At 59.8% G+C, this 21231-nt stretch carries 15 protein-coding genes; 13 read left to right on the top strand and 2 right to left on the bottom strand.

Going from position 1 to position 21231, the window contains the following annotated elements; all coding sequences use genetic code 11:
• The first annotated feature begins 177 nt into the window (after positions 1 to 177).
• The 5 genes from fhuA to CKW09_RS20460 all read left to right on the top strand — a co-directional run bounded on the left by fhuA (position 178) and on the right by CKW09_RS20460 (position 6575).
• The gene (gene fhuA, locus CKW09_RS20480; RefSeq protein ID WP_061798646.1) at positions 178 to 2379 is read left to right on the top strand and encodes a ferrichrome porin FhuA; all 2202 of its coding nucleotides are present in this window, start codon (positions 178 to 180) and stop codon (positions 2377 to 2379) included.
• Positions 2380 to 2426: 47 nt separating this feature from the next.
• Positions 2427 to 3224 (top strand): Fe3+-hydroxamate ABC transporter ATP-binding protein FhuC, encoded by a 798-nt coding sequence (fhuC, locus tag CKW09_RS20475; RefSeq protein WP_061798647.1) that lies wholly within the window; start codon positions 2427 to 2429, stop codon positions 3222 to 3224.
• A complete protein-coding gene (gene fhuD, locus CKW09_RS20470; protein WP_095099169.1) occupies positions 3224 to 4132 on the top strand; it encodes a Fe(3+)-hydroxamate ABC transporter substrate-binding protein FhuD in 909 nt (302 codons plus the stop codon). The genes fhuC and fhuD overlap by 1 nt, the downstream gene beginning before the upstream one ends.
• Positions 4129 to 6117: a Fe(3+)-hydroxamate ABC transporter permease FhuB gene (fhuB, locus tag CKW09_RS20465; protein ID WP_095099166.1), complete on the top strand. Its 1989-nt coding sequence runs from the start codon at positions 4129 to 4131 to the stop codon at positions 6115 to 6117. The genes fhuD and fhuB overlap by 4 nt, the downstream gene beginning before the upstream one ends.
• A gap of 305 nt (positions 6118 to 6422) precedes the next feature.
• On the top strand, positions 6423 to 6575 hold the full coding sequence (locus tag CKW09_RS20460; RefSeq protein WP_073970326.1) for a Hok/Gef family protein: 153 nt from the start codon (positions 6423 to 6425) through the stop codon (positions 6573 to 6575).
• A 120-nt stretch (positions 6576 to 6695) separates the two neighbouring features.
• On the opposite strand, the gene metK is transcribed toward CKW09_RS20460, so the two are convergent.
• Positions 6696 to 7850, bottom strand: a complete 1155-nt coding sequence (metK, locus tag CKW09_RS20455; protein ID WP_061798653.1) for a methionine adenosyltransferase — start codon at positions 7848 to 7850, stop codon at positions 6696 to 6698.
• A gap of 888 nt (positions 7851 to 8738) precedes the next feature.
• Here metK and speA point away from each other — a divergent pair.
• The 8 genes from speA to rluF all read left to right on the top strand — a co-directional run bounded on the left by speA (position 8739) and on the right by rluF (position 19621).
• Complete coding sequence (speA, locus tag CKW09_RS20450) at positions 8739 to 10715, top strand: biosynthetic arginine decarboxylase (RefSeq protein ID WP_061798655.1); 1977 nt, start codon at positions 8739 to 8741, stop codon at positions 10713 to 10715.
• 662 nt (positions 10716 to 11377) lie between these two features.
• Complete coding sequence (locus CKW09_RS20445; protein WP_061798657.1) at positions 11378 to 11875, top strand: fimbrial protein; 498 nt, start codon at positions 11378 to 11380, stop codon at positions 11873 to 11875.
• A gap of 95 nt (positions 11876 to 11970) precedes the next feature.
• A complete protein-coding gene (locus tag CKW09_RS20440) occupies positions 11971 to 12645 on the top strand; it encodes a fimbrial biogenesis chaperone (protein WP_061798659.1) in 675 nt (224 codons plus the stop codon).
• Positions 12645 to 15116, top strand: coding sequence for a fimbria/pilus outer membrane usher protein (locus CKW09_RS20435; RefSeq protein ID WP_095099163.1), 2472 nt, complete (start codon positions 12645 to 12647; stop codon positions 15114 to 15116). The genes CKW09_RS20440 and CKW09_RS20435 overlap by 1 nt, the downstream gene beginning before the upstream one ends.
• Before the next feature lie 10 nt (positions 15117 to 15126).
• Complete coding sequence (locus CKW09_RS20430; RefSeq protein WP_083950379.1) at positions 15127 to 16047, top strand: fimbrial protein; 921 nt, start codon at positions 15127 to 15129, stop codon at positions 16045 to 16047.
• A 207-nt stretch (positions 16048 to 16254) separates the two neighbouring features.
• Positions 16255 to 17349: a Fic family protein gene (locus tag CKW09_RS20425; RefSeq protein ID WP_061798665.1), complete on the top strand. Its 1095-nt coding sequence runs from the start codon at positions 16255 to 16257 to the stop codon at positions 17347 to 17349.
• Positions 17350 to 17613: 264 nt separating this feature from the next.
• Entirely contained in the window at positions 17614 to 18534 is a 921-nt protein-coding gene (gene speB / locus CKW09_RS20415; RefSeq protein WP_061798667.1) for an agmatinase, read from the top strand.
• Positions 18535 to 18754: 220 nt separating this feature from the next.
• Positions 18755 to 19621, top strand: a complete 867-nt coding sequence (rluF, locus tag CKW09_RS20410; RefSeq protein WP_061798669.1) for a 23S rRNA pseudouridine(2604) synthase RluF — start codon at positions 18755 to 18757, stop codon at positions 19619 to 19621.
• Between the two features lie 33 nt (positions 19622 to 19654).
• Here rluF and CKW09_RS20405 read toward each other — a convergent pair whose 3' ends face one another.
• A complete protein-coding gene (locus tag CKW09_RS20405; RefSeq protein WP_061798708.1) occupies positions 19655 to 20890 on the bottom strand; it encodes an MFS transporter in 1236 nt (411 codons plus the stop codon).
• Between the last annotated feature and the right edge of the window lie 341 nt (positions 20891 to 21231).

Here is a 21231-nt window from a genome sequence, read left to right as displayed (position 1 = left end):
TTGTTTTTTCGAATATTTTATTTCCTCGTCGTTAACAAGGCTAAGCGGTTAATCCCTAACCTATTTGCTATGTGAATTCGGCTTGCAGTTTAATTTAGCTTCTGCATAAAATGCCGCGATTATAATAATTATTATCGTTTACATTCGTCATTGAATTATCCATCAGAGAAACCAACTATGCCGACCAAGCGTCTTTCACCTTCCGCGGCCAAGCAGGGCCGTTCACCCGTCAGCGCATTGGCGATGACCATCGCCGCGGCGCTGGGCACGCTGGCGATGCCGGCATTTTCCGCCGACGCCGCGCCGGCCGCCAAGGAAGACACCCTGACCGTGGTGGGCAGCAGCCAATCACAGCAAGAAAGCGCCTGGGGGCCGGTCGGCACCTACGTTGCGAAACAGAGCGCCACCGGCACCAAAACCGATACGCCATTGGTAAAAACGCCGCAGTCGGTATCGGTAGTGACGCGTGAACAGATGGACATCATGCAGTCATCCACCGTCAAAGAGGCTTTGGGCTATACGCCTGGGGTGATGGTGGGAAACCGCGGCGCGTCTACCGCCTATGACGCGGTGAACATTCGCGGCTTCAGCTCTGTCGGCACCAACATGTATCTGGATGGGTTGAAACTGCAGGACGACAACTATTCGATTTATCAGATTGACCCTTACTTCCTCGAGCGCGCTGAAGTGCTGCGCGGCCCCTCGTCGGTGCTGTATGGCAAAAGCAACCCCGGCGGCGTAGTGGCCTTGGTCAGCAAACGCCCGACGACGGAAGATATCAAGGAAGTGCAGTTCAAAATGGGGACGGATAACCTGTTCCAGACCGGGTTCGACTTCGGCGGTGGGCTGGATGACGCGGGCGTCTATTCTTATCGTTTGGTCGGCCTGGCGCGTGACGAAGATCAGCAGCAGGTCGGTGAAAAAAGCAAGCGCTATGCCATTGCGCCTTCATTCAGCTGGCGGCCGGACGATCGCACCTCGTTGACCTTCCTCAGCAGTTTCCAGGATGATCCAAGCGTAGGGTTTTATGGTTGGCTGCCGAAAGAAGGCACGGTGCAAAACGGCATCAACGGCAAGTTGCCGACCAGTTTCAACGACGGCGAACCGGGTTATAACAACATCTCCCGTAAGCAACAGATGGTGGGCTACGCCTTTGAACATGGTTTTGACGACGTCTGGACCCTGCGCCAAAACCTGCGTTACTCCAAGATGGATGTCGACTACCGTTCTATCTACGGCCAAGGGATAAGCGCGACCAATCCGGCGGAATTGACGCGCGGCGTAATGAACTCCAAAGAGCACCTGTCCAGTTTTGCGGTAGATACCCAGGCGCAGGCTAAGTTCGGCACGGGGCAGGTTGACCACACCTTGCTGATGGGGGTGGATTACATGCGTATGCGCAATGACGTGGTTTATCAGTACGGCAGCGCATCCAACCTGAATGTTATCGCACCGCAGTACGGCAATCAGAGCTATACCATCACCGGCGGCGCCAGCCAGGTCAACCGCCAGGAGCAAACGGGCCTTTACGTACAGGATCAGGCCGAGTGGAACAACTGGGTGCTGACTATGGGGGGGCGCTACGACTGGAGCGACACCAACAGCACCAACCGCCTGGCTCAGGATTCGGTTTCCAAGCAGCGGGACAATGAGTTTACCGGTCGCGCGGGGTTGAATTACCTGTTCGAAAACGGTATCGCGCCTTATATCAGCTACAGCGAATCCTTCGAGCCAACCTCAGGTACCGACTTCGCGGGGAATACCTTCGCCGCGTCCAAGGGGAAACAGTACGAGGCCGGCGTGAAGTATGCGCCGAAGGATCGCCCCATTACCGCGAGTATGGCGCTCTATCAGTTGACCAAAACCAACAACAAGGTGGCCGATCCCGATCCGGACCACCCCTTCGCCAGCGTACAGGGCGGCGAGATCCGCTCTCGCGGGGTGGAGTTGGAAGCCAAAGCCGCGTTGACGGCGAACGTCAACCTGCTGGGTTCCTATACCTACACCGACGCCGAATACAGCAAAGACACCACGCTGCAGGGCAACACGCCGGCGGCTATTCCCAAGCATATGGCTTCGCTGTGGGCTGATTACACCTTCCACGAGACCGCGCTCAGCGGTTTGACGCTGGGCTCGGGGGTTCGCTATGTGGGTTCTACCTACGGTGACGAAGCCAACACCTTCAAAGTGAAGGATTACACCGTCGTTGACGCCGTGGTGAAATATGATCTGGCCCGTTTCAATTTGCCGGGCTCTTCGATCGGCATTAATGTGAACAACCTGTTTGATAAAGAATACGTTTCCAGCTGCTTCGCGACCTATGGCTGCTACTGGGGCGCAGAACGCCAGGTGGTCGCCACCGCAACCTTCCGCTTCTAATCGGTTAGCCGGGGCGGCGCCGCGCCGCCCCGGACAAAGTAGGATCTATGCAGGATAAACACCTCGACCGCAACGCCACCTTCGCGCTGGATAACGCCAGCTTCGCCGTGCCCGGCCGCGTGCTGCTGCAGCCGCTGTCGCTGACCTTTCCCGAGGGTAAGGTCTGCGGATTGATCGGCCATAACGGCTCGGGTAAATCCACGCTGCTGAAAATTCTCGGCCGCCATCATAATCCCACGGCCGGCCGCGCCTTGCTCAATCAGCAACCGCTGGCGCAGTGGGACGGCAAAGCCTTTGCCCGCCAGGTCGCCTATCTGCCGCAGCAGTTGCCCGCGGCGGAAGGCATGACGGTGCGCGAGCTGGTGGCCGTTGGCCGCTACCCTTGGCACGGCGCGCTGGGCCGCTTCGGCGCCAATGATCGTCAGTTGGTGGAAGAAGCCATCGCGCTGGTGGGCCTGAAGCCGTTCGCCAACCGGCTGGTGGACAGCCTGTCCGGCGGCGAGCGCCAACGGGCCTGGCTGGCGATGATGGTGGCGCAGGACAGCCGCTGCCTGCTGCTGGATGAGCCGACCTCTGCGCTGGACATCGCGCATCAGGTCGAGGTGCTGGCGCTGATCCAGCGCCTGAGCCGTGAGCGCGGCCTGACGGTGATCGCGGTGTTGCACGACATCAACATGGCCGCGCGCTACTGCGACCATCTGGTGGCGCTGCGCGGCGGTGAAATGATTGCCCAGGGGGCCCCGCTGGAGCTGATGCAGGGGCCGGTGCTGGAACAAATTTACGGTATTCCTATGGGTACGTTGCCGCATCCGAGCGGCGGCGCGCCGGTGAGCTTTGTCTACTGATGTCCGCTTCTAACCTTTCTTCGCCCGATCCGCTGCGCCGCCGACTGCTGGCGGCGATGGCGCTGTCGCCGTTGCTGTTTTCGCTGCCCGGCAGAGCGGCCGATGCGCCGCCCGATATCGCCCGCATTGCGGCGCTGGAGTGGCTGCCTGTCGAACTGCTGCTGGCGCTGGGCGTCATGCCGCTGGCGGTGGCCGATATCCACAACTACAACCTGTGGGTGGAGGAGCCGAAGCTGCCTGCGTCGGTTGTCGACGTTGGCCAACGCACCGAACCCAATCTGGAGCTGCTGCAACAGTTGAAACCTTCTCTGGTGCTGCTGTCGCAGGGCTATGGCCCGACGCCGCAAAAGCTGCAGCCGATCGCCCCGACCATGAGCTTCGGTTTCAACGACGGCAGCGGCAAGCCGCTGACGGTCGCCAGGCAGTCGCTGCAGGCGCTGGCACAGCGGTTGGGGCTGGAAACCCGCGCGGTGCAGCACCTGGCGCAGTTCGACCGTTTTATTCAGGACGCGCGTCGGCGGCTGCAGGCTTATACCCGCCAGCCACTGCTGATGTTTTCGCTGATCGATAGCCGCCATGCGCTGGTTATCGGCCAGAAAAGCCTGTTCCAGGAGGTGATGGACCGGTTGGGCATCAAGAACGCCTGGGAAGGGGAAACCAACTTTTGGGGCACTGCGGTCGTGGGGATTGAACGCCTGATGTCGGTGAGCCATGCGCGGGCGATTTATCTCGATCACGGCAACCAGGCGATGCTGGACAAGGTCAGCGCGACGCCGCTGTGGCGGGCACTGCCTTTCGTGCGGCAAAACCAGCTGCGGCAGGTGCCGGCGGTATGGTTCTACGGCGCCACGCTGTCGGCGATGCGATTCTGTCGCGTGCTGGAGCAGGCGCAGGAGCGTAATTCATGAGCGCGCGCAATCGGGCATTACCCCTGGCGCTGATCCTGCTGCTGTTGGCGGCGGCCGGCGGCCTGACTCTCTACAACCTGCTGCAGCAGCTGCCGCTGGCGCAGTGGGGGCAGGCGCTGAGCGCCCCCGGCATCGACGACGTGAACCAAATGCTGTTCCATTACAGCCTGCTGCCGCGGCTGTCGGTGTCTTTGCTGGCCGGCGCCGGGCTGGGGCTGGTCGGCGTGCTGTTCCAACAGGTGTTGCGCAATCCGCTGGCGGAGCCGGCGACGCTGGGCGTATCCGCCGGTGCGCAGCTGGGCCTGACCATCGCCACGCTCTGGATGCTGCCGGGGGGAGAGTTCACCCGCCAATTGGCCGCCATGACCGGCGCCATCGTGGTGGGCGGGTTGGTGTTCGGCGTGGCCTGGGGCAAGCGCATGTCGCCGGTGACGCTGATCCTGGCCGGACTGGTGCTGGGGCTGTATTGCGGTGCGGTCAACAGCCTGCTGGCGCTGTTCAATTACGATCAGCTGCAGGGACTGTTCCTGTGGAGCACCGGCGCGCTGAACCAACAGGACTGGAGCGCCGTGCAGTTTATCCTGCCGCGGTTGCTGGTGGCCGGCGCGCTGGCGGCGCTGCTGTTGCGCCCGCTGACGTTGCTGGGGCTGGATGACGGCGTGGCGCGCAACCTCGGGCTGGGGTTGTCGATGGCGCGCTTTTGCGCGTTGGCGCTGGCGATCGTCTTCAGCGCCATGCTGGTGAACGCGGTGGGGGTGATTGGCTTTATCGGGCTGTTCGCGCCGCTGATGGCGAAAATGCTGGGCGCGCGCCGGCTGGCGCATCGCATGCTGCTGGCGCCGCTGCTGGGCGCATTGCTGCTGTGGCTGACCGACCAGGTGATGATCTGGCTGACGCAGGTGTGGCGCGAGGTCCCGACCGGGGCGGCGACCGCGCTGTTTGGCGCGCCGTTGCTGCTGTGGCTGCTGCCGCATCTGCGCAGCGCCGCCACGCCGCCGCCGATGAACCTGGGCGATAAGGTGCCGGCGGAACGCGGGCATCTGCCGGGCTGGCTGGCGCTGGCCGGGGCGGTGCTGTTGGCCGGCCTGACGGTGGCGCTGATGTTCGGCAAGAACGCCCACGGCTGGCACTGGAGCCTGGGGCCGGAACTGGAGTCTCTGTTGCCGTGGCGTTGGCCGCGGGTGCTGTCGGCGTTGGCGGCGGGCATGATGCTGGCGGTGGCCGGGACGCTGATCCAAAAGCTGACCGGCAACCCGATGTCCAGCCCGGAAGTGCTGGGCATCAGCTCAGGCGCGGCCTTCGGCGTAGTGGTGATGCTGTTTGTCGTGCCGGGCGATGCGTTCGCCTGGCTGCTGCCGGCGGGCAGCCTCGGGGCGGCCGGCACGCTGTTGGTGATCATGATCGCCGCCGGGCGCGGCGGGTTCTCCACCGAGCGGATGCTGCTGGCGGGCATCGCGCTCAGCACCGCCTTCACCACCACCATTTTCCTGCTGCTGGCCAGCGGCGACCCGCGCATGGGCGGCCTGCTGACCTGGATCTCCGGTTCGACCTACTCGGTGGATGCCGCTCAGGCGGTGCGCACCGCGCTGATCGCCGCCGGGCTGATGGCGTTGGCGCCGCTGTGCCGCCGCTGGCTGACCATTCTGCCGCTTGGCGGCGCTACCGCCCGTTCGGTGGGCATTGCGCTGACGCCGGTGCGGCTGACCATTTTGCTGCTGGCCGCCACCCTGACCGCCATGGCGACGCTGACCGTGGGGCCGCTGAGCTTTATCGGCCTGATGGCGCCGCATATGGCGCGCATGCTGGGGTTCCGCCGCGCGCTGCCGCAGATGCTGATCTCGGCGCTGCTGGGCGGCCTGCTGATGGTGTTCGCCGACTGGTGCGGGCGGATGGTGATGTTCCCGTATCAGATCCCCGCCGGGCTGCTGGCGACCTTTATCGGCGCGCCGTACTTCGTTTACCTGCTGCGCAAGCAGACGTCGTAATCGGGCGCCAGGTTCGCCATCCGGGGCTCAGCATGGCTGGGCCCTGGTCTTTTCTGCTTTCAGGCCGTTGCAAGGCGTTGCGCATCAGTACGCAGAAACGGCATTGAGTGCGAAAAGGGGAACGGGGATGTGCGGGGAGATGAATATACTGCGCGCGGGTGCTCTGGATCTTTCGTCCTGAGCATATGCCAGGGACAGAAAGAGAAAAGCCCCGAGTCGATGTACATCAACCCGAGGCCCACTCTAACGCCTGACAACGTTAAGTTAGCCTCTTACCCGCCGCGAGGCAAGGAGAAGAAGGCATGATGCCTGACAAACGGAGCGTATTAAAACTGATCGTTATTTGTGCCACGGTTATATCATTGGCATGGATAACACGCAGCCAGCTTTGCGAGCTGCGCATCCGATCGGGCAACACGGAGGTTGCGGCTATTCTGGCTTACGAATCCGAACGGTAAGGCAACCCGGCGGCGGGGGCTTTGCCTCCGCCCGCTGATTGTCGGCGCGTTGATCCACTAGCACCCACCCAACAAAAACGGCGAGCCCTGGGCTCGCCGTTTTCATGTCGATGCGCAGGCTTATTTCAGGCCGGCGGCCTCGCGCAGCAGCGCTGCCTTGTCGGTCGCTTCCCAAGGGAAGTGCTCGCGGCCGAAGTGGCCGTAGGCGGCGGTTTCGCGGTAGATCGGCTGCAGCAGATCCATCATCTGGATCAGGCCGTATGGGCGCAGGTCGAAGAACTCGCGCACCAGCAGCGTCAGCTGTTCGGTAGGGACTTTCTCGGTGCCGAAGGTTTCCACCATGATGGAGGTCGGTTCCGCCACGCCGATGGCGTAAGAAACCTGGATCTCGCAGCGGTCGGCCAGGCCGGCGGCGACGATGTTTTTCGCCACGTAGCGCGCGGCGTAAGCGGCGGAACGGTCAACCTTGGACGGATCCTTGCCGGAGAACGCGCCGCCGCCGTGGCGGGCCATACCGCCGTAGGTGTCGACGATGATCTTGCGGCCGGTCAGGCCACAGTCGCCCATCGGGCCGCCGATAACGAAGCGGCCGGTCGGGTTGATGTGGTATTTGGTGCTGGCGCTCAGCCATTCCGCCGGCAGCACCGGCTTGATGATCTCTTCCATCACCGCTTCTTGCAGATCTTTCAGCGCGATGTCTTCGGAATGTTGGGTAGACAGCACCACGGCGTCGATGCCGACGATTTTGCCGTCGTCATACTGGAAGGTGACCTGGCTCTTGGCGTCCGGACGCAGCCACGGCAGGGTGCCGTTTTTGCGCACTTCGGACTGACGCTGCACCAGACGGTGCGCGTAGGTCACCGGCGCCGGCATCAGCACGTCGGTTTCGTTGGTGGCATAGCCAAACATCAGGCCCTGGTCGCCCGCACCCTGTTCCAGCGGATCGGTACGGTCGACGCCCTGGTTGATGTCCGGAGACTGCTTGCCGATGGCGCTCAGCACCGCACAGGAGTTGGCGTCAAAACCCATATCCGAATGAACGTAGCCGATTTCGCGCACGGTTTTACGGGTGATCTCTTCGATATCGACCCAGGCGCTGGTGGTGATTTCACCGCCGACCAATACCATGCCGGTTTTCACGTAGGTTTCGCAGGCGACGCGCGCTTTAGGATCTTGCTCCAGGATGGCGTCGAGCACGGCATCGGAAATCTGATCGGCGATTTTGTCAGGATGTCCTTCGGAGACGGATTCGGACGTGAATAGGTGTTTAGCCATTGTATTCTTTACCTTGCATAAGACGGGTTAGAAATTACTGCACAGCGCTGGAGATCCGGCATCGAAGCGAAGGGTCTTCCGCTGATGGCGCGAGATGCATCCTGCAACGCCCCTCAGGCAAAGCCGTTAAGCAGTTTTATCAGTTAACCAGTATAGATGGATTAACATCTGGACGTCTATTTTAGGTCAGGCTTTAGCCGGATTGCCAGTAATTTTTTGCGCTTCCGCTCTTTTGCGCACCTGCGCCGGCGCCATTTTCATCGCTTGAAACAGTTTCCGGCGAATTTTCATTTTGCTTTTTACCTGGGTTACCGGTATAAACTGCGCGCGCGGCTCATTTGCTGCACAGCGCCGGGCCGGGGGGAGCAAACTTCCGGGGATCTGTCGCCGATGCGCTATCATCCGCCGCTTCATCGAACGGTCACGTTCTTACATTACATTTAGCCAAATGGCTATGAGGCTTGGTCGTTCACTCTCTGGACGGCGCGCGTGGAGGTGGTTGGATTAATGATCCGTTGTCTACCGGTTGTTGGTTCTCAACAGCAGTGCCGTTCTGGCGCAGATTCTTCTGCTATTTCCCGTCTTGTCTCTACACCACTTTCCCGGTGCGATAAACACCTGGGCGCTACTCAGGATCCTCGGGCCGGCTAACGGTCGCCTGAAGAACTGAACAAGGGTAGCCTGCAGCCTTCCTGTGGGATGTTTCTTGACCCGATTCACGAGGTTTGAACAGGGTGTCTTACAATAATTCTTTTGGGCATAAACCGCTCGCTGACCGCGAACGGCAGTCTTATTCGCTGCCGCAAGGGCGGTTTGCTGGGTTGTTCTCGCGGGTTGTAGCTGCGATAGTGGCTGACTGTGTCGTCAGTACGCGATGTGAGGCGAGTAATGTCTGATGATCTGTTGATTCACCGTCCGTCAGCTGCGGGCGAATCTATATCTTTGCGCTCCATGCAGGAGGTTGCCATGAATGATCGTAATGCCAGCAAGATGCTGCGCACCTATAACGTCGCCTACTGGGGCAACAATTATTATGACGTCAACGAGCTGGGCCACATCAGCGTGTGCCCGGATCCGGACGTCCCGCAGGCGCGCGTCGATCTGGCAGAACTGGTCAAAGAGCGCCAGAAAGACGGCCAGCGTCTGCCTGCGCTGTTCTGTTTCCCGCAGATCCTGCAGCACCGCCTGCGTTCGATTAACGCCGCTTTCAAGCGCGCGCGCGAATCCTTCGGCTATGAAGGCGGCTATTTCCTGGTTTACCCGATCAAGGTTAACCAGCATCGCCGGGTGATCGAATCGCTGGTGAACTCCGGCGAACCGCTGGGGCTGGAAGCCGGCTCCAAGGCCGAGCTGATGGCGGTGCTGGCGCATGCCGGCATGACCCGCTCGGTGATCGTCTGCAACGGCTATAAAGACCGTGAATATATCCGCCTGGCGCTGATCGGCGAGAAGCTGGGGCACAAGGTGTACCTGGTGATCGAAAAGATGTCCGAGATCAACATGGTGCTGGAAGAGGCCGAGCGGCTGAACGTGGTGCCGCGCCTGGGCGTGCGTGCGCGCCTGGCGTCGCAGGGCTCCGGTAAGTGGCAGTCGAGCGGCGGCGAGAAGTCCAAGTTCGGCCTGGCCGCGATACAGGTGCTGAAGCTGGTGGAGACCCTGCGCGAAGCGGGCCGCCTCGACAGCCTGCAGCTGCTGCACTTCCACCTGGGTTCCCAGTTGGCCAACATTCGCGACATCGCCACCGGCGTGCGGGAATCGGCGCGTTTCTACGTCGAACTGCACAAGCTGGGCGTTAACATCCAGTGCTTCGACGTGGGCGGCGGTTTGGGCGTTGACTATGAAGGCACCCGTTCGCAGTCCGACTGCTCGGTGAACTACGGCCTGAACGAATACGCCAACAACGTGATTTGGGGCATCGGCGACGCCTGTAACGAGCACGGCCTGCCGCACCCGACGGTGATCACCGAATCCGGCCGCGCGGTGACCGCGCACCACACGGTGCTGGTGTCCAACGTGATCGGCGTTGAACGCAACGAATTCAGCGAACCGCTGCCGCCGGCGGAAGACGCGCCGCGCGCGCTGGAAAGCATGTGGGAAACCTGGCTGGAGATGAACGAGCCGGAAAACCGCCGCTCGCTGCGCGAATGGCTGCACGACAGCCAGATGGACCTGCACGACGTGCACACCCAGTACGCGCACGGCATGCTGGACCTGACCAAGCGCGCCTGGGCCGAGCAGCTGTATCTGAACATCTGCAACAAGATCCAGCAGCAGCTCGATCCGAGCAACCGCGCGCACCGTCCGATCATCGACGAGCTACAGGAACGCATGGCGGACAAGTTCTACGTCAACTTCTCGCTGTTCCAATCCATGCCGGACGCCTGGGGCATCGATCAGCTGTTCCCGGTATTGCCGCTGGAAGGGCTGGATCAACCGCCTGAAGGGCGTGCGGTGCTGCTCGACATCACCTGCGACTCCGACGGCACCATCGATCATTACATCGACGGCGACGGCGTCGCCACCACCATGCCGATGCCGCCGTACGATCCGGAGAACCCGCCGGCGCTGGGCTTCTTCATGGTCGGCGCGTACCAGGAAATCCTCGGCAACATGCACAACCTGTTCGGCGACACCGCGTCGGTCGACGTGTTCGTGTTCCCGGACGGCAGCGTGGAAACCGAACTGTCGGACGAAGGCGACACCGTGGCCGACATGCTGGAATACGTGCAGCTGGATCCGACCGCGTTGCTGGCCAAGTTCCGCGACCAGGTAAAAGAAACCGACCTGGACGACGCGCTGCAGGCGCAGTTCCTGGAAGAGTTCGAAGCCGGCCTGTACGGCTATACCTACCTGGAAGACGAGTAATTTCTTCCTGAAAGGCCGGGCGCCTCGTCGGCGCCCGGCCTTTTTCGTGTTACCCCACCGAATTTAGCTCATCCGTTTACAGGTAACGTTCTCTCGCTTGTAGATAAGAATTAACTTACTTTAGTTATATATATTCATGCGAGAAATATTTAAAAGCGGATGCATTATAATTATTGTTTTTTTTCGTGAACTATAAATCCCATAACCATTCATATTTTCTTTATTTTACACTTTGCTTCCTATTGTTGATTGATGATTTATTCATACTGCATTTTATTGCTGGTTTGATTTAACTGATTTATTTTTAATGGATTTAACGGCTTTTAGCTCTATTTCTGTGAGGGCGGCATAGGGTGAACCCTGGTTTTACATAAAAACAAATCATTAACGGATATGTTATTAGCCTTGTTCGGTAATATTTTGGGTTTATGGTTGAATTGATCTTTTTAAATGCCTTATTATCTTTTTCGGGTTTTAATTTGTCCTCTCCCCATCAGCAACGTATGCCAAGAAGTGGTTCGTACGGCCGGTTATCTCGTATCTCGCATAAGGTATCCGTATCAGTAATATCGATACAAAAAGAAGTGGCGCCAGCGCCACTGTGAGTCGATGTATTAACGTCGAAATATGAATGGGTTGTTTAAACTATATAAGGGATTTATATGAAAAACTATCTGGTTGCTTCCGCACTGGCCTGTGCGGTGCTCTCATCTTCCGCGTTTGCCGCCGACGGCGTGATTAACTTCACCGGTAAAATTATCAATAACGCCTGCGTGGTTAACCCGACGCTTAACGTGCAAATGGGCGATGTCGCGGCCACCGATTTTAAAAAAGTGGGTGATGAATCGGGTTCTCGTGCCTTCGATCTGGAACTGAAAGACTGTCCGGTGAACCTGAAGAATGCCAAAGTGACCCTGGACGGCGCGGCGGATGCCAACAACGCCGAGCTGTTCAAGTTGAATGACGCCGGCGCCACCGGCCTGGCGCTGCGCATTGAAAGGCCAGGCAATAAAGCCGTAATTCCGGGCAGCAGCACGGCAGATATCCCATTATCTGAGGGAAATAATTTACTGCCATTCGTTGCGGCCTATAAATCGACGGATAAAGTCACCGCCGGCGACGCCAATGCCACCCTTCAATTCAGCATTTCATATAATTAATTTATATATCTTAGCTGTTATCCGCCGGTGAGTTATATTTCGCCGGCGATTTTTTCAGCGCGTTTCAGTCAATCACCTCAATGGAATGAACCCTAATGAAGCCAGTCTATATTGCGCTTTGCGCCGCGTTGTTAATCAATAGTTTTCAGGTTGCCGCCGGCGTGGTGATTGGCGGCACCCGGCTGGTGTATTCCGGCGCGAAAAAAGAAGCGACCATCAGGGTGAAGAACCCGGACGACATGCCCTATCTGGTGCAATCCTGGGTTAACGCCGACCTGGAAGGCAACGTCAAGGCGCCGTTCATGGTGACGCCGCCGCTGTTTCGCCTGAACGGCGGAAGGGAAAATACCCTGCGGGTGATGAAGACCGCGCAGGCGCTGCCGGAAGACCGCGAATCGGTATTCTGGCTCAGCGTCAAGAGCGTACCGCCAGAGGCTGAAGGCACAGGCAACCATCTGCAGATTGCGGTACGCACCCGCATCAAACTGTTCTACCGCCCGGCGTCGCTGAGCGGCTCGCTGGAAGAAGCGGCCAAAAAAATGCGCTGGGAGCGCAGCGGCGACACGCTGAAGGCGATAAATGACTCCCCTTACTTCTTAAGCTTCTCCACGGTTTCCATCGCCGGCGACAAAATCAAGGAACCGCAGATGGTGGCGCCGTTCGCCACGCTGAGTTACCCCCTGCCGGCCTCGGCCAGCGGCAAGCAGGTCAGTTGGCAGGTGATCAACGACTACGGCGGCCTGAGCGAGCGGCACCAGCAGGCGTTGTGATGGCGCGGTTGGCCTGGCAGATCGCCGGCCTGCTGATGTGCGGTGGCGTGGCGCAGGCGGAATACCGCTTCAGCTCGTCGTTGCTGCAGGTAGGCAATACGCCGCAAAGCGAAGTGGATCTGGCGTTGTTTTCCGACGGCGACAAACAGCCGCCGGGGGAATACCGCGTCGATGTGTTTCTCAATGAACAGCGGCTGGATACCCGCATGCTGGCCTTCTCGTTGCAGCCGGATGCTCAGGGCCAGGAACGTTTGCAGCCTTGTCTGAAGCTGGAAGACCTGGCCGGGTTTGATGTCGATCTCGCCGGGTTTCCCACGCTGCAGCAAACCGGCGAGTGCATCAACCTGCCGCAGGCGATCCCCGGCGCCAGGGCGGAACTGCAGTTCGAGCAGCAGCAACTCAGGCTGAGCATTCCGCAGGCGGCGTTAAAGCGCCAGGCCCGCGGCTATGTGCCGCCGGAGCGGTGGGACAGCGGCATCCCGGCGGCGTTAAGCAACTATACCCTGCGCGGTGCGAACGATCGCAGCCGCCAGGGTGGCGGTAATGAAAGCAGCTATTTCGTTAACCTGCGCAACGGCGCCAACTGGGGCGCCTGGCGGCTACGCCATGACGGGGTGTGGAATCGCGATAACCAAGGCGTAGCGCATTGGCGCACGCTGAACAGCTATGTGCAACGGGATATCAGCGCATTGAACGGGTTGCTGACGCTGGGCGACGCCACCACGCCGGGCGATATCTTCGACTCCTTGCCGCTGCGCGGCATGCAGCTGGCCTCGGTGGAGGAGATGTACCCGGACAGCCTGCGCGGCTATTCGCCGGTGGTGCGCGGCATCGCCAAAAGCAATGCCGAAGTGATCATCCGCCAGAACGGCGTGGTGATCGATCAACGTTACCTCCCGCCGGGCGCGTTTGAAATCAGCGACCTGTATGCGGTTTCCGGCAGCGGCGATCTGGACGTCACCATCAAGGAAAGCGACGGCGCGGAACAGCGCCTGCTGGTGCCGTTCGCCTCGCTGCCGGTGCTGCAGCGCGAAGGGCGCCTGAGCTACGGCCTGGCCGCCGGGCAATACCGTGCGCAGGACGCGAGCGCCGATGACGAAAAGTTCATGCAGGGCACCTTAATTTACGGCCTGCCGTTCGGCACCATTTACGGCGGCGGCCAGTGGGCCGACCGCTACCGTTCGTTGGCGCTGGGCGTGGGGCAAAACCTTGGCCGCGCGGGGGCGCTGTCGTTGGATATGACTCAAAGCTGGGCCCGGCGGCGCGAAGACAACCCCCAGGGCGACAATCGGCAGGGCCAAATGTGGCGGCTGCGCTATGAGAAAAGCTTTCCGTTCACCGGCACCCAACTGAGCATGGCCGGTTATCGCCACGCCAGCGAAGGTTATACCACGCTGCAGCAGGCGATGAAGACCAAAGGTTCTGCCGACAATCACGTCACCCGCAGCCGCAAGGAGCTTTCGCTGCAGCAGGGTCTGGGGCCGCTGCCCGGCTCGCTGTTCCTGAGCCTGACGGAAGATCAACGCTGGGGTGAGCAGGGCAAACGCCGCTCGGTCAGCCTGGGCTACAACGGCAGCGCCAAAGGGGTGAGCTATGGCCTCAACTACAGCCAGAACCAGAACCGCGGGGCAACAACCGATAGGTTGGTGGCGCTGAATCTCAGCGTTCCGCTGAACCTGTGGGCGCACAGCACCTGGGTCAGTTACGGCATCAGCAACGGCAACAACGGACAGACCACGCAAACTCTGGGAATAAACGGCACTGCGCTGGAAGGCGACAACCTGAACTGGGGGCTGAACGGCGGCTACAGCAACCGGGGCGAAGGGGAAAACGGCAATCTTTCGCTCGGCTATCGCGGCAGCAAGGCGCTGCTCAGCGTCGGTCTCAGCCAAAACGGCCAGCACCAGCGGCTGAACTACGACATGCAGGGCGGCATCCTGCTGCATGCCGGCGGGTTGACGCTGTCGCAGCCGCTGAACGACACGGTGGCGCTGGTGCACGCGCCGGCGGCCGGCGGGGTGAGCGTGGTCAACCAGGTGGGGGTAAAAACCGACGGCCGCGGCTATGCGGTGGTGCCTTACCTCTCCGCCTATCGGCAGAACCAGATTGCGCTGGACCCGACCACCCTGGCGGACGACGTGGAGCTGGAGCTGACCGGCCAGACGGTGATCCCAACCCGGGGTGCGGTGGTGCTGGCGGACTACCGGACCAAGGTGGGCGCGCGGCTGATGATGACGCTGACGCGCACCGATGGGCGCCCGGTACCGTTCGGCGCTATTGCCGGTCTGGCAGGCGGCGACAACAGCAGCATTGTCGGCGACGGCGGCCAGCTGTTCCTGGCGGGCATGCCGGCCAGCGGTACGCTGCAGGTGCAGTGGGGTAAACAGCCGGATCAGCAGTGCCAGGTTAACTACAGCCTGCCGGAAACGACCGGCCCGGATATTCCGGAAATGGCGGCCCAGTGTCGTTAAGGAGCGCGAGATGAAGACTGGAATACGGATGCTCGGCCTGTGCGGGCTATGGGCGGCGAGCTGCGCCTGGGGGGGCGGATGCCCGCAGGTGGAAACTCCGGAGCGGCTGTGGTTCGACATCCCCGCGCAGACCCTGCAGCGTGATCTGCCGGTGGGCAGCGTGGTGTGGCAAGGGGCGCGTCAGGTGCAGCAACCTGCATCGCTGGCGCCCTGTGACAGCGTTAGCGATGCTCGCCTCAATCTGTTGGGGAGTGACAGCGGGCTGAAGAGCGGCGCCAGCCCGGTCTACGGTACCAGCGTCAATGGTCTGGGCTATGCGTTGAGCACCGACGGCGGCTTCAAGGAAGGCTGGCCGGCCGATGGCATTATTGCCGCCGGCAAGCAGCAGGTCAGCCTGCGGCTGGTGGTGATCGGGCCGTTATCTTCCGGCGTATTGACGGCGGAAACGCTGGCGCGCCGCACCCTAAACGGCCGGCCGGTACTGGATATTGCGTTGCAAAAGCCGGCTGCCATCACCCGGCTGGCCTGTGAACTGCAGGGCAATCGCAACCGCACGGTGGCGCTGGGCGAAGTGGCGCGCAGCGATTTTCGCGGCCAGGGCAGCACGCGCGGCGAACGGCCGTTCCAGCTGGATCTGGCCTGCGACGCCGGCGCCCAGGTCAATATTCAGTTCGACGGCGTCGCCGTCGGCAGCGGTGCGCCCGGCGTGCTGGCGCTGGTTAATCCCGATGCGTCAACCAGCGCGCGCGGCGTAGGGGTACAGCTGCTGTACCGCGGCATACCCTTGGCGCTGGGTGAACGGCTGGCGCTGGAAGCCGCCCCGCAGGGGCTGCGCAGCTATCCGTTCGGCGCCCGTTATTACCAAACGCAACCGCAGATCGCCGCCGGCGACGCCAACGCGGTGGCGACCTTTAGCCTCACCTATCAATAAGGGCGAAGATAATGGTGAGAAAACTAGCTCTTCCCTGGCGCTGCAGGCCGCCGCAACGCTGGGCACATCGTAAACAATAGCGGTAGAAAATTGCCGTTTCTCTGATTCTTGACGTTTTAAAATGAAAAATGAGTCAATTGCCTTATTATTCGCCTCATTTTATGGGTAGAATAAGGGGCGCATTTGACTCACTCGAGAGGGGGAAGCATGTGGATCTGGGAAAACGTCTCTTGGCCTGAATTTACCTATGATATGCAGCAGTTGCAGCCTTTACTGAGAGAAGTCATTTTTCTGCAGGGTAAGCTGAGTGGCAGAAGTGACACTATGGATACCCAACATCAGGCTCTTGCGAGTGTCTTGGCTAACATCATTTATTCCAGTGATATTGAAGGTGAAAAACTGGATGCGCGTTCTGTCCGGTCGTCGTTGGCGAACCATCTAGGCATTTCCGATGAGACCCCATTCCCTACGGACAAACACACTGAAGGGCTGGTTGAATCAGCTCTGGATGCTATCAATAATCTGGATGAACCTCTTTCAATCGAGCGGTTGCTTAAATGGCACATGCTATTGTTTCCGGCAGGTAGCGGCATGCTTGATAACATCGATGCAGGTCGTTTTAGGCAGGGTTCCGTACAGGTTGTTTCCGGGCGGTTAGATAAGCCGGTTATTCACTTCGAAGCACCTGACGGCGCTAAAGTGGTGCCTGAAATGGAAGCCTTTGTCGCCTGGTTTAATGCCAGCCGGGCCAATACCTCACTGGATCTCATGTTACGAGCCGGTATTGCGCATCTATGGTTTCTGACCATTCACCCATTTGAGGATGGGAACGGCAGGATAGGTCGCCTGATCATCGATCTGGCGTTGGCTCAGGCCGAAAGAAGCACGGTGCGGTTATATGCCATGTCGCAGATAATTAATGAAAAAAGAACAGATTATTACGATGAGCTTGAGCGCACTCAGCGCGGAGGGCTGGATATAACAGGATGGCTGTTCTGGTTTATGCATACGTTACAAAGTGCTATCAATGAGGCTCTGTTTCAGGTGCAAATGACCATCGACAAAACTAAATATTGGAGCCGTTTTGATCAAGGCGTGTTAAGACCCGAACAGGTAAAGGTTCTAAACCGTATGCTGGATGGCGACTTTGCCGATGGCATCAATAACAGGCAATACATGGCCGTTGGGAAGGTCAGTCGTTCCAGCGCCACGCGCCATTTATCTGAGCTGGTAGAGCATGGATTTTTGGTTGAGGGTGATGGGGGAGGTCGAAGCTCTCGTTATCAATTAAATCAAGGATAAATCCCTTGCCGTAGGGAGAAGATCAAGCCAGTAACGGGGTGAAAAATTCGCTGGGGCGAAACGTGATTTGTCTGCCGTCAGGCAACACGGAGCGCGCCCGCTTGAAGCGCGAACAAAATGCGGCCATAATCTTCTTCATCGGTAGCACCGAAACAAACATCAGATCAATCCCTTTCTCGTCGGGCTAACGACGCGGGAGGGATTTTTTTTTGTCACCGCCCGGCACCGGAGTCTGGGCAACTTGTTGAACTACGAGGGTTTACTATGAGCACCTTAGGCCATCAGTCCGATAATTCGTTAGTGTCCAACGCCTTTGGTTTCCTGCGCTTTCCGCTGAACTTCATGCCTTACGACAGCGATGCAGAGTGGGTCATCACCGGCATTCCGTTTGATATGGCAACCTCCGGCCGCGCCGGCGGCCGCCATGGCCCTGCGGCGATCCGTCAGGTTTCCACCAACCTGGCCTGGGAAGGCAACCGCTGGCCGTGGAGCTTCGATCTGCGCGATCGCCTGAACGTGGTTGACTGCGGCGATATCGTGTTCAACTTCGGCGACGCCCAGGACATGAGCGACAAGCTGCAGGCGCACGCGGAAAAACTGCTGAAGGCCGGCAAGCGCATGCTCTCTTTCGGCGGCGATCACTTCGTCACGTTGCCGCTGCTGCGCGCCCACGCCAAGCATTTCGGCAAGCTGGCGCTGGTGCACTTCGACGCCCACACCGATACCTACGCCAACGGCAGCAAGTACGACCACGGCACCATGTTCTTCCATGCGCCGAACGAAGGCCTGATCGATCCGCATCACTCGGTGCAGATCGGCATCCGCACCGAATTCGACCATGACAACGGTTTCACCGTACTGGACGCCGCGCAGGTCAACGACCGCAGCGTGGACGACCTGCTGACCCAGATCAAACAGATCGTCGGCGACATGCCGGTATACTTGACCTTCGACATCGACTGCCTGGATCCGGCGTTCGCGCCGGGCACCGGCACGCCGGTGATCGGCGGCCTGACCTCCGATCGCGCGCTGAAGCTGGTGCGCGGCATGCAGTCGCTGAACATCGTCGGCATGGACGTGGTGGAAGTGGCGCCGGCCTACGACCAGTCGGAAATCACCGCGCTGGCCGCGGCGACCCTAGGCCTGGAAATGCTGTACCTGCAGGCGGCTAAAAAAACCAAATAAGTACCTAATAGTATTGACAGGCGGTTATGGGCTGTAAACCGAGTCGCTTGTAACGGTACCATAGAGAAACACACACAACCGGTATCTATATACCCTATGGATTTCAAGTCGCAGCTAGGCGCCCAGCTCGCTCATCCCCAGGAACTTACTTTTGTAAGTGACTGGGGTGGGGGGCAGGTAACAACGCTGTGGCTTGAAAGACGACGGGTATGGAGAAAACATGCTGACCAAGCCTTCAACACGTCTTAACAAATATATTAGCGAGAGCGGTATCTGCTCCCGCCGCGATGCCGATCGTTACATCGAACAAGGCAACGTTTTTATCAACGGCAAGCGCGTGGCGCTTGGCGATCGGGTCTTTCCAGGGGACGTCGTCAAGGTCAACGGTCAGCTGATCGAACCCCGCAACGAAGACGATCTGGTCTTTATCGCGTTGAACAAGCCGGTGGGCATCGTCAGCACCACCGAAGACGGCGAGAAAGACAACATCGTCGATTTCGTTAACCACAGCACGCGCATTTTCCCGATCGGCCGGTTGGATAAAGACTCGCAGGGGCTGATTTTCCTGACCAATCACGGCGACCTGGTGAACAAGATCCTGCGTGCGGGCAACGACCACGAGAAAGAATATCGGGTCACGGTCAACAAGCCGGTGACCGACGAGTTTATTCGCGGCTTGGGCGCCGGCGTGCCGATGCTGGGCACCGTGACCAAAAAATGCAAGGTGAAGAAAGAAGCGCCTTTTGTGTTCCGCATCGTGCTGGTTCAGGGCCTCAACCGCCAGATCCGCCGCATGTGCGAGCATTTTGGCTATGAGGTCACCAAGCTGGAGCGCACCCGCATCATGAACGTCAGCCTCACCGGGCTGCCGCCGGGCGAGTGGCGCGATTTAACCGACGACGAGCTTATCGAACTGTTTAAATCGATCGAGGATTCCTCCTCGGAAGCCAAGCCCGCGAAGAAAGCCCAGCCTGCGGCCAGGAAAAAACCTGCCGGCAGCGGGCCGAAAAGCGCCGAGAAGCCCGGCGGCGCCCCCGCGGGCCGCAAGCGTTTCGCGCAGCCTGGCCGCAAAAAGAAAGGGCGTTAAGCCGCCCATCGGCGAGGCTGGCGTTGCGCCAGCCTATGCCCGCCGCGCCGCGCGCGTCATCCGCATCCGGCTGAACAGCACGCCGCCCGCCAACAGCGTCACCAGCTGCGACGCCACCAACACCGCGAACCCCGAAGACACCTTGCCCTGGCTGGCCATTACCATCCCCATGATCATCGGCACGAATGCCGAAAACAGATTGCCGACGCCGTTGATCAGCCCATAGGCGCTGCCCACCGCCTGCGGCTGCGCGTAGTGTTGCAGCAGGGTGGGGATAGCCGCGCCCTGCGCGCCCCAGCAGGCATTGGCCGCCAGCAGGAAGAAGGCTAGCCAGCCGAGTTGCTGGCTGTGCATCAGGCCGTAGATGCACAGCGCCGTCGCCGCGCCGCCGCAGGCGAAAATCAGCGGCGCCTGATAGGGCCGAATGCGGTCGAGCAGCACGCCACCGAGGTATTTCGATCCGATGCTGACGATGAACGGCAGCGCCGCCATCCAGCCCATCTGTTTGATGGAAAAACCTTTTTCGTCGATCAAATAGGCCGGCAGCCAGGAGCTGGAACCCCACAGGTAGCTGAGGGTGGCGATCTCGATCAGCATGATCCAGCCGAGCATCGGCGTGCGCCAGGCCTGCGCGAAGGTCTCCCAGACGCGGCGCAGCACCGGCCGCCGGTCCACGGCGCGCGGCGGCCGCGAAGCCGGATGAATGAACCGCCGTACCAGCGCCAACCCCAGCAGCAGGTTGATCAACGCCAGCAGATAAAACGACATCGCCCAGCCGAAGTGCGCCATCAGGAAACTCACCAGCGGAAAGCCGATCGCCAGCCCCAGCGAAACGCCCAGGGCGCTGACCGCATTGGGTTTGCCGCGCTCGTCGGCGGCGAAATGGTCGCCGATGTACATGGTTTTCAGCGAGAACAGCGGCCCCTCGCTGACGCCCAACAGCGCGCGCACCGCCAGCAGCAGTAGCATCGAGCCCGCCAGCGGCGAGGCGGCGGTGAGCAGCGCCCACAGCAGGATGCTCAGCGTCAGCGCGCGGCGGTAACCCATCAAGGTTTCCAGGAACGGCGTCAGCAGCATGGCGGAAAGTCCGTAACCGAGCAGAAACACCGTCATCAGCACGCCCTGATGTGCGCGGTTGCCGCCGAGCTGGAAGTGCTGCAGGAACTCGGGGTTGACCAGCATCACGGCGATATTGACCCGATCCACGTAGGCGATGACGATCAAAAACAGCAGGGCGACGACCCCGAACCAGCGTTGACGTTGTTGCACGATGCGCTCCTTTTGGCGGGCGATGGTCAAATTCAGGCGACAAGAAACTAACCCGCTGATTTCATGGCGCAGAAAGGCAGGTTCAATCGATTAAATGTAAATTAATTGTTATTTAAAATGATGTTTCGACCCGTGAGGGAAAACTTTTACCCGCATAACACCGGCCAGATCAACGTTTTTTTCGCGATAAATTCCTTATGGAACGCAGAAGGTTCATCAGTTTTTCATATCGGTGCATTTTTTCGTGATCCTCTCCGCATTTGTCATTTTTAAACAACCTTTCATTAACAATTGCCGTCTTGCTCCCTTGACGAAAGATTCACCAGACATATAGTGGCTGT

The sequence above is a fragment of the Serratia ficaria genome (assembly GCF_900187015.1).
GTDB lineage: Bacteria > Pseudomonadota > Gammaproteobacteria > Enterobacterales > Enterobacteriaceae > Serratia > Serratia ficaria.
Note: the sequence above shows the minus strand (reverse complement) of the source record. Positions and strands in the feature narration are given on the sequence as shown.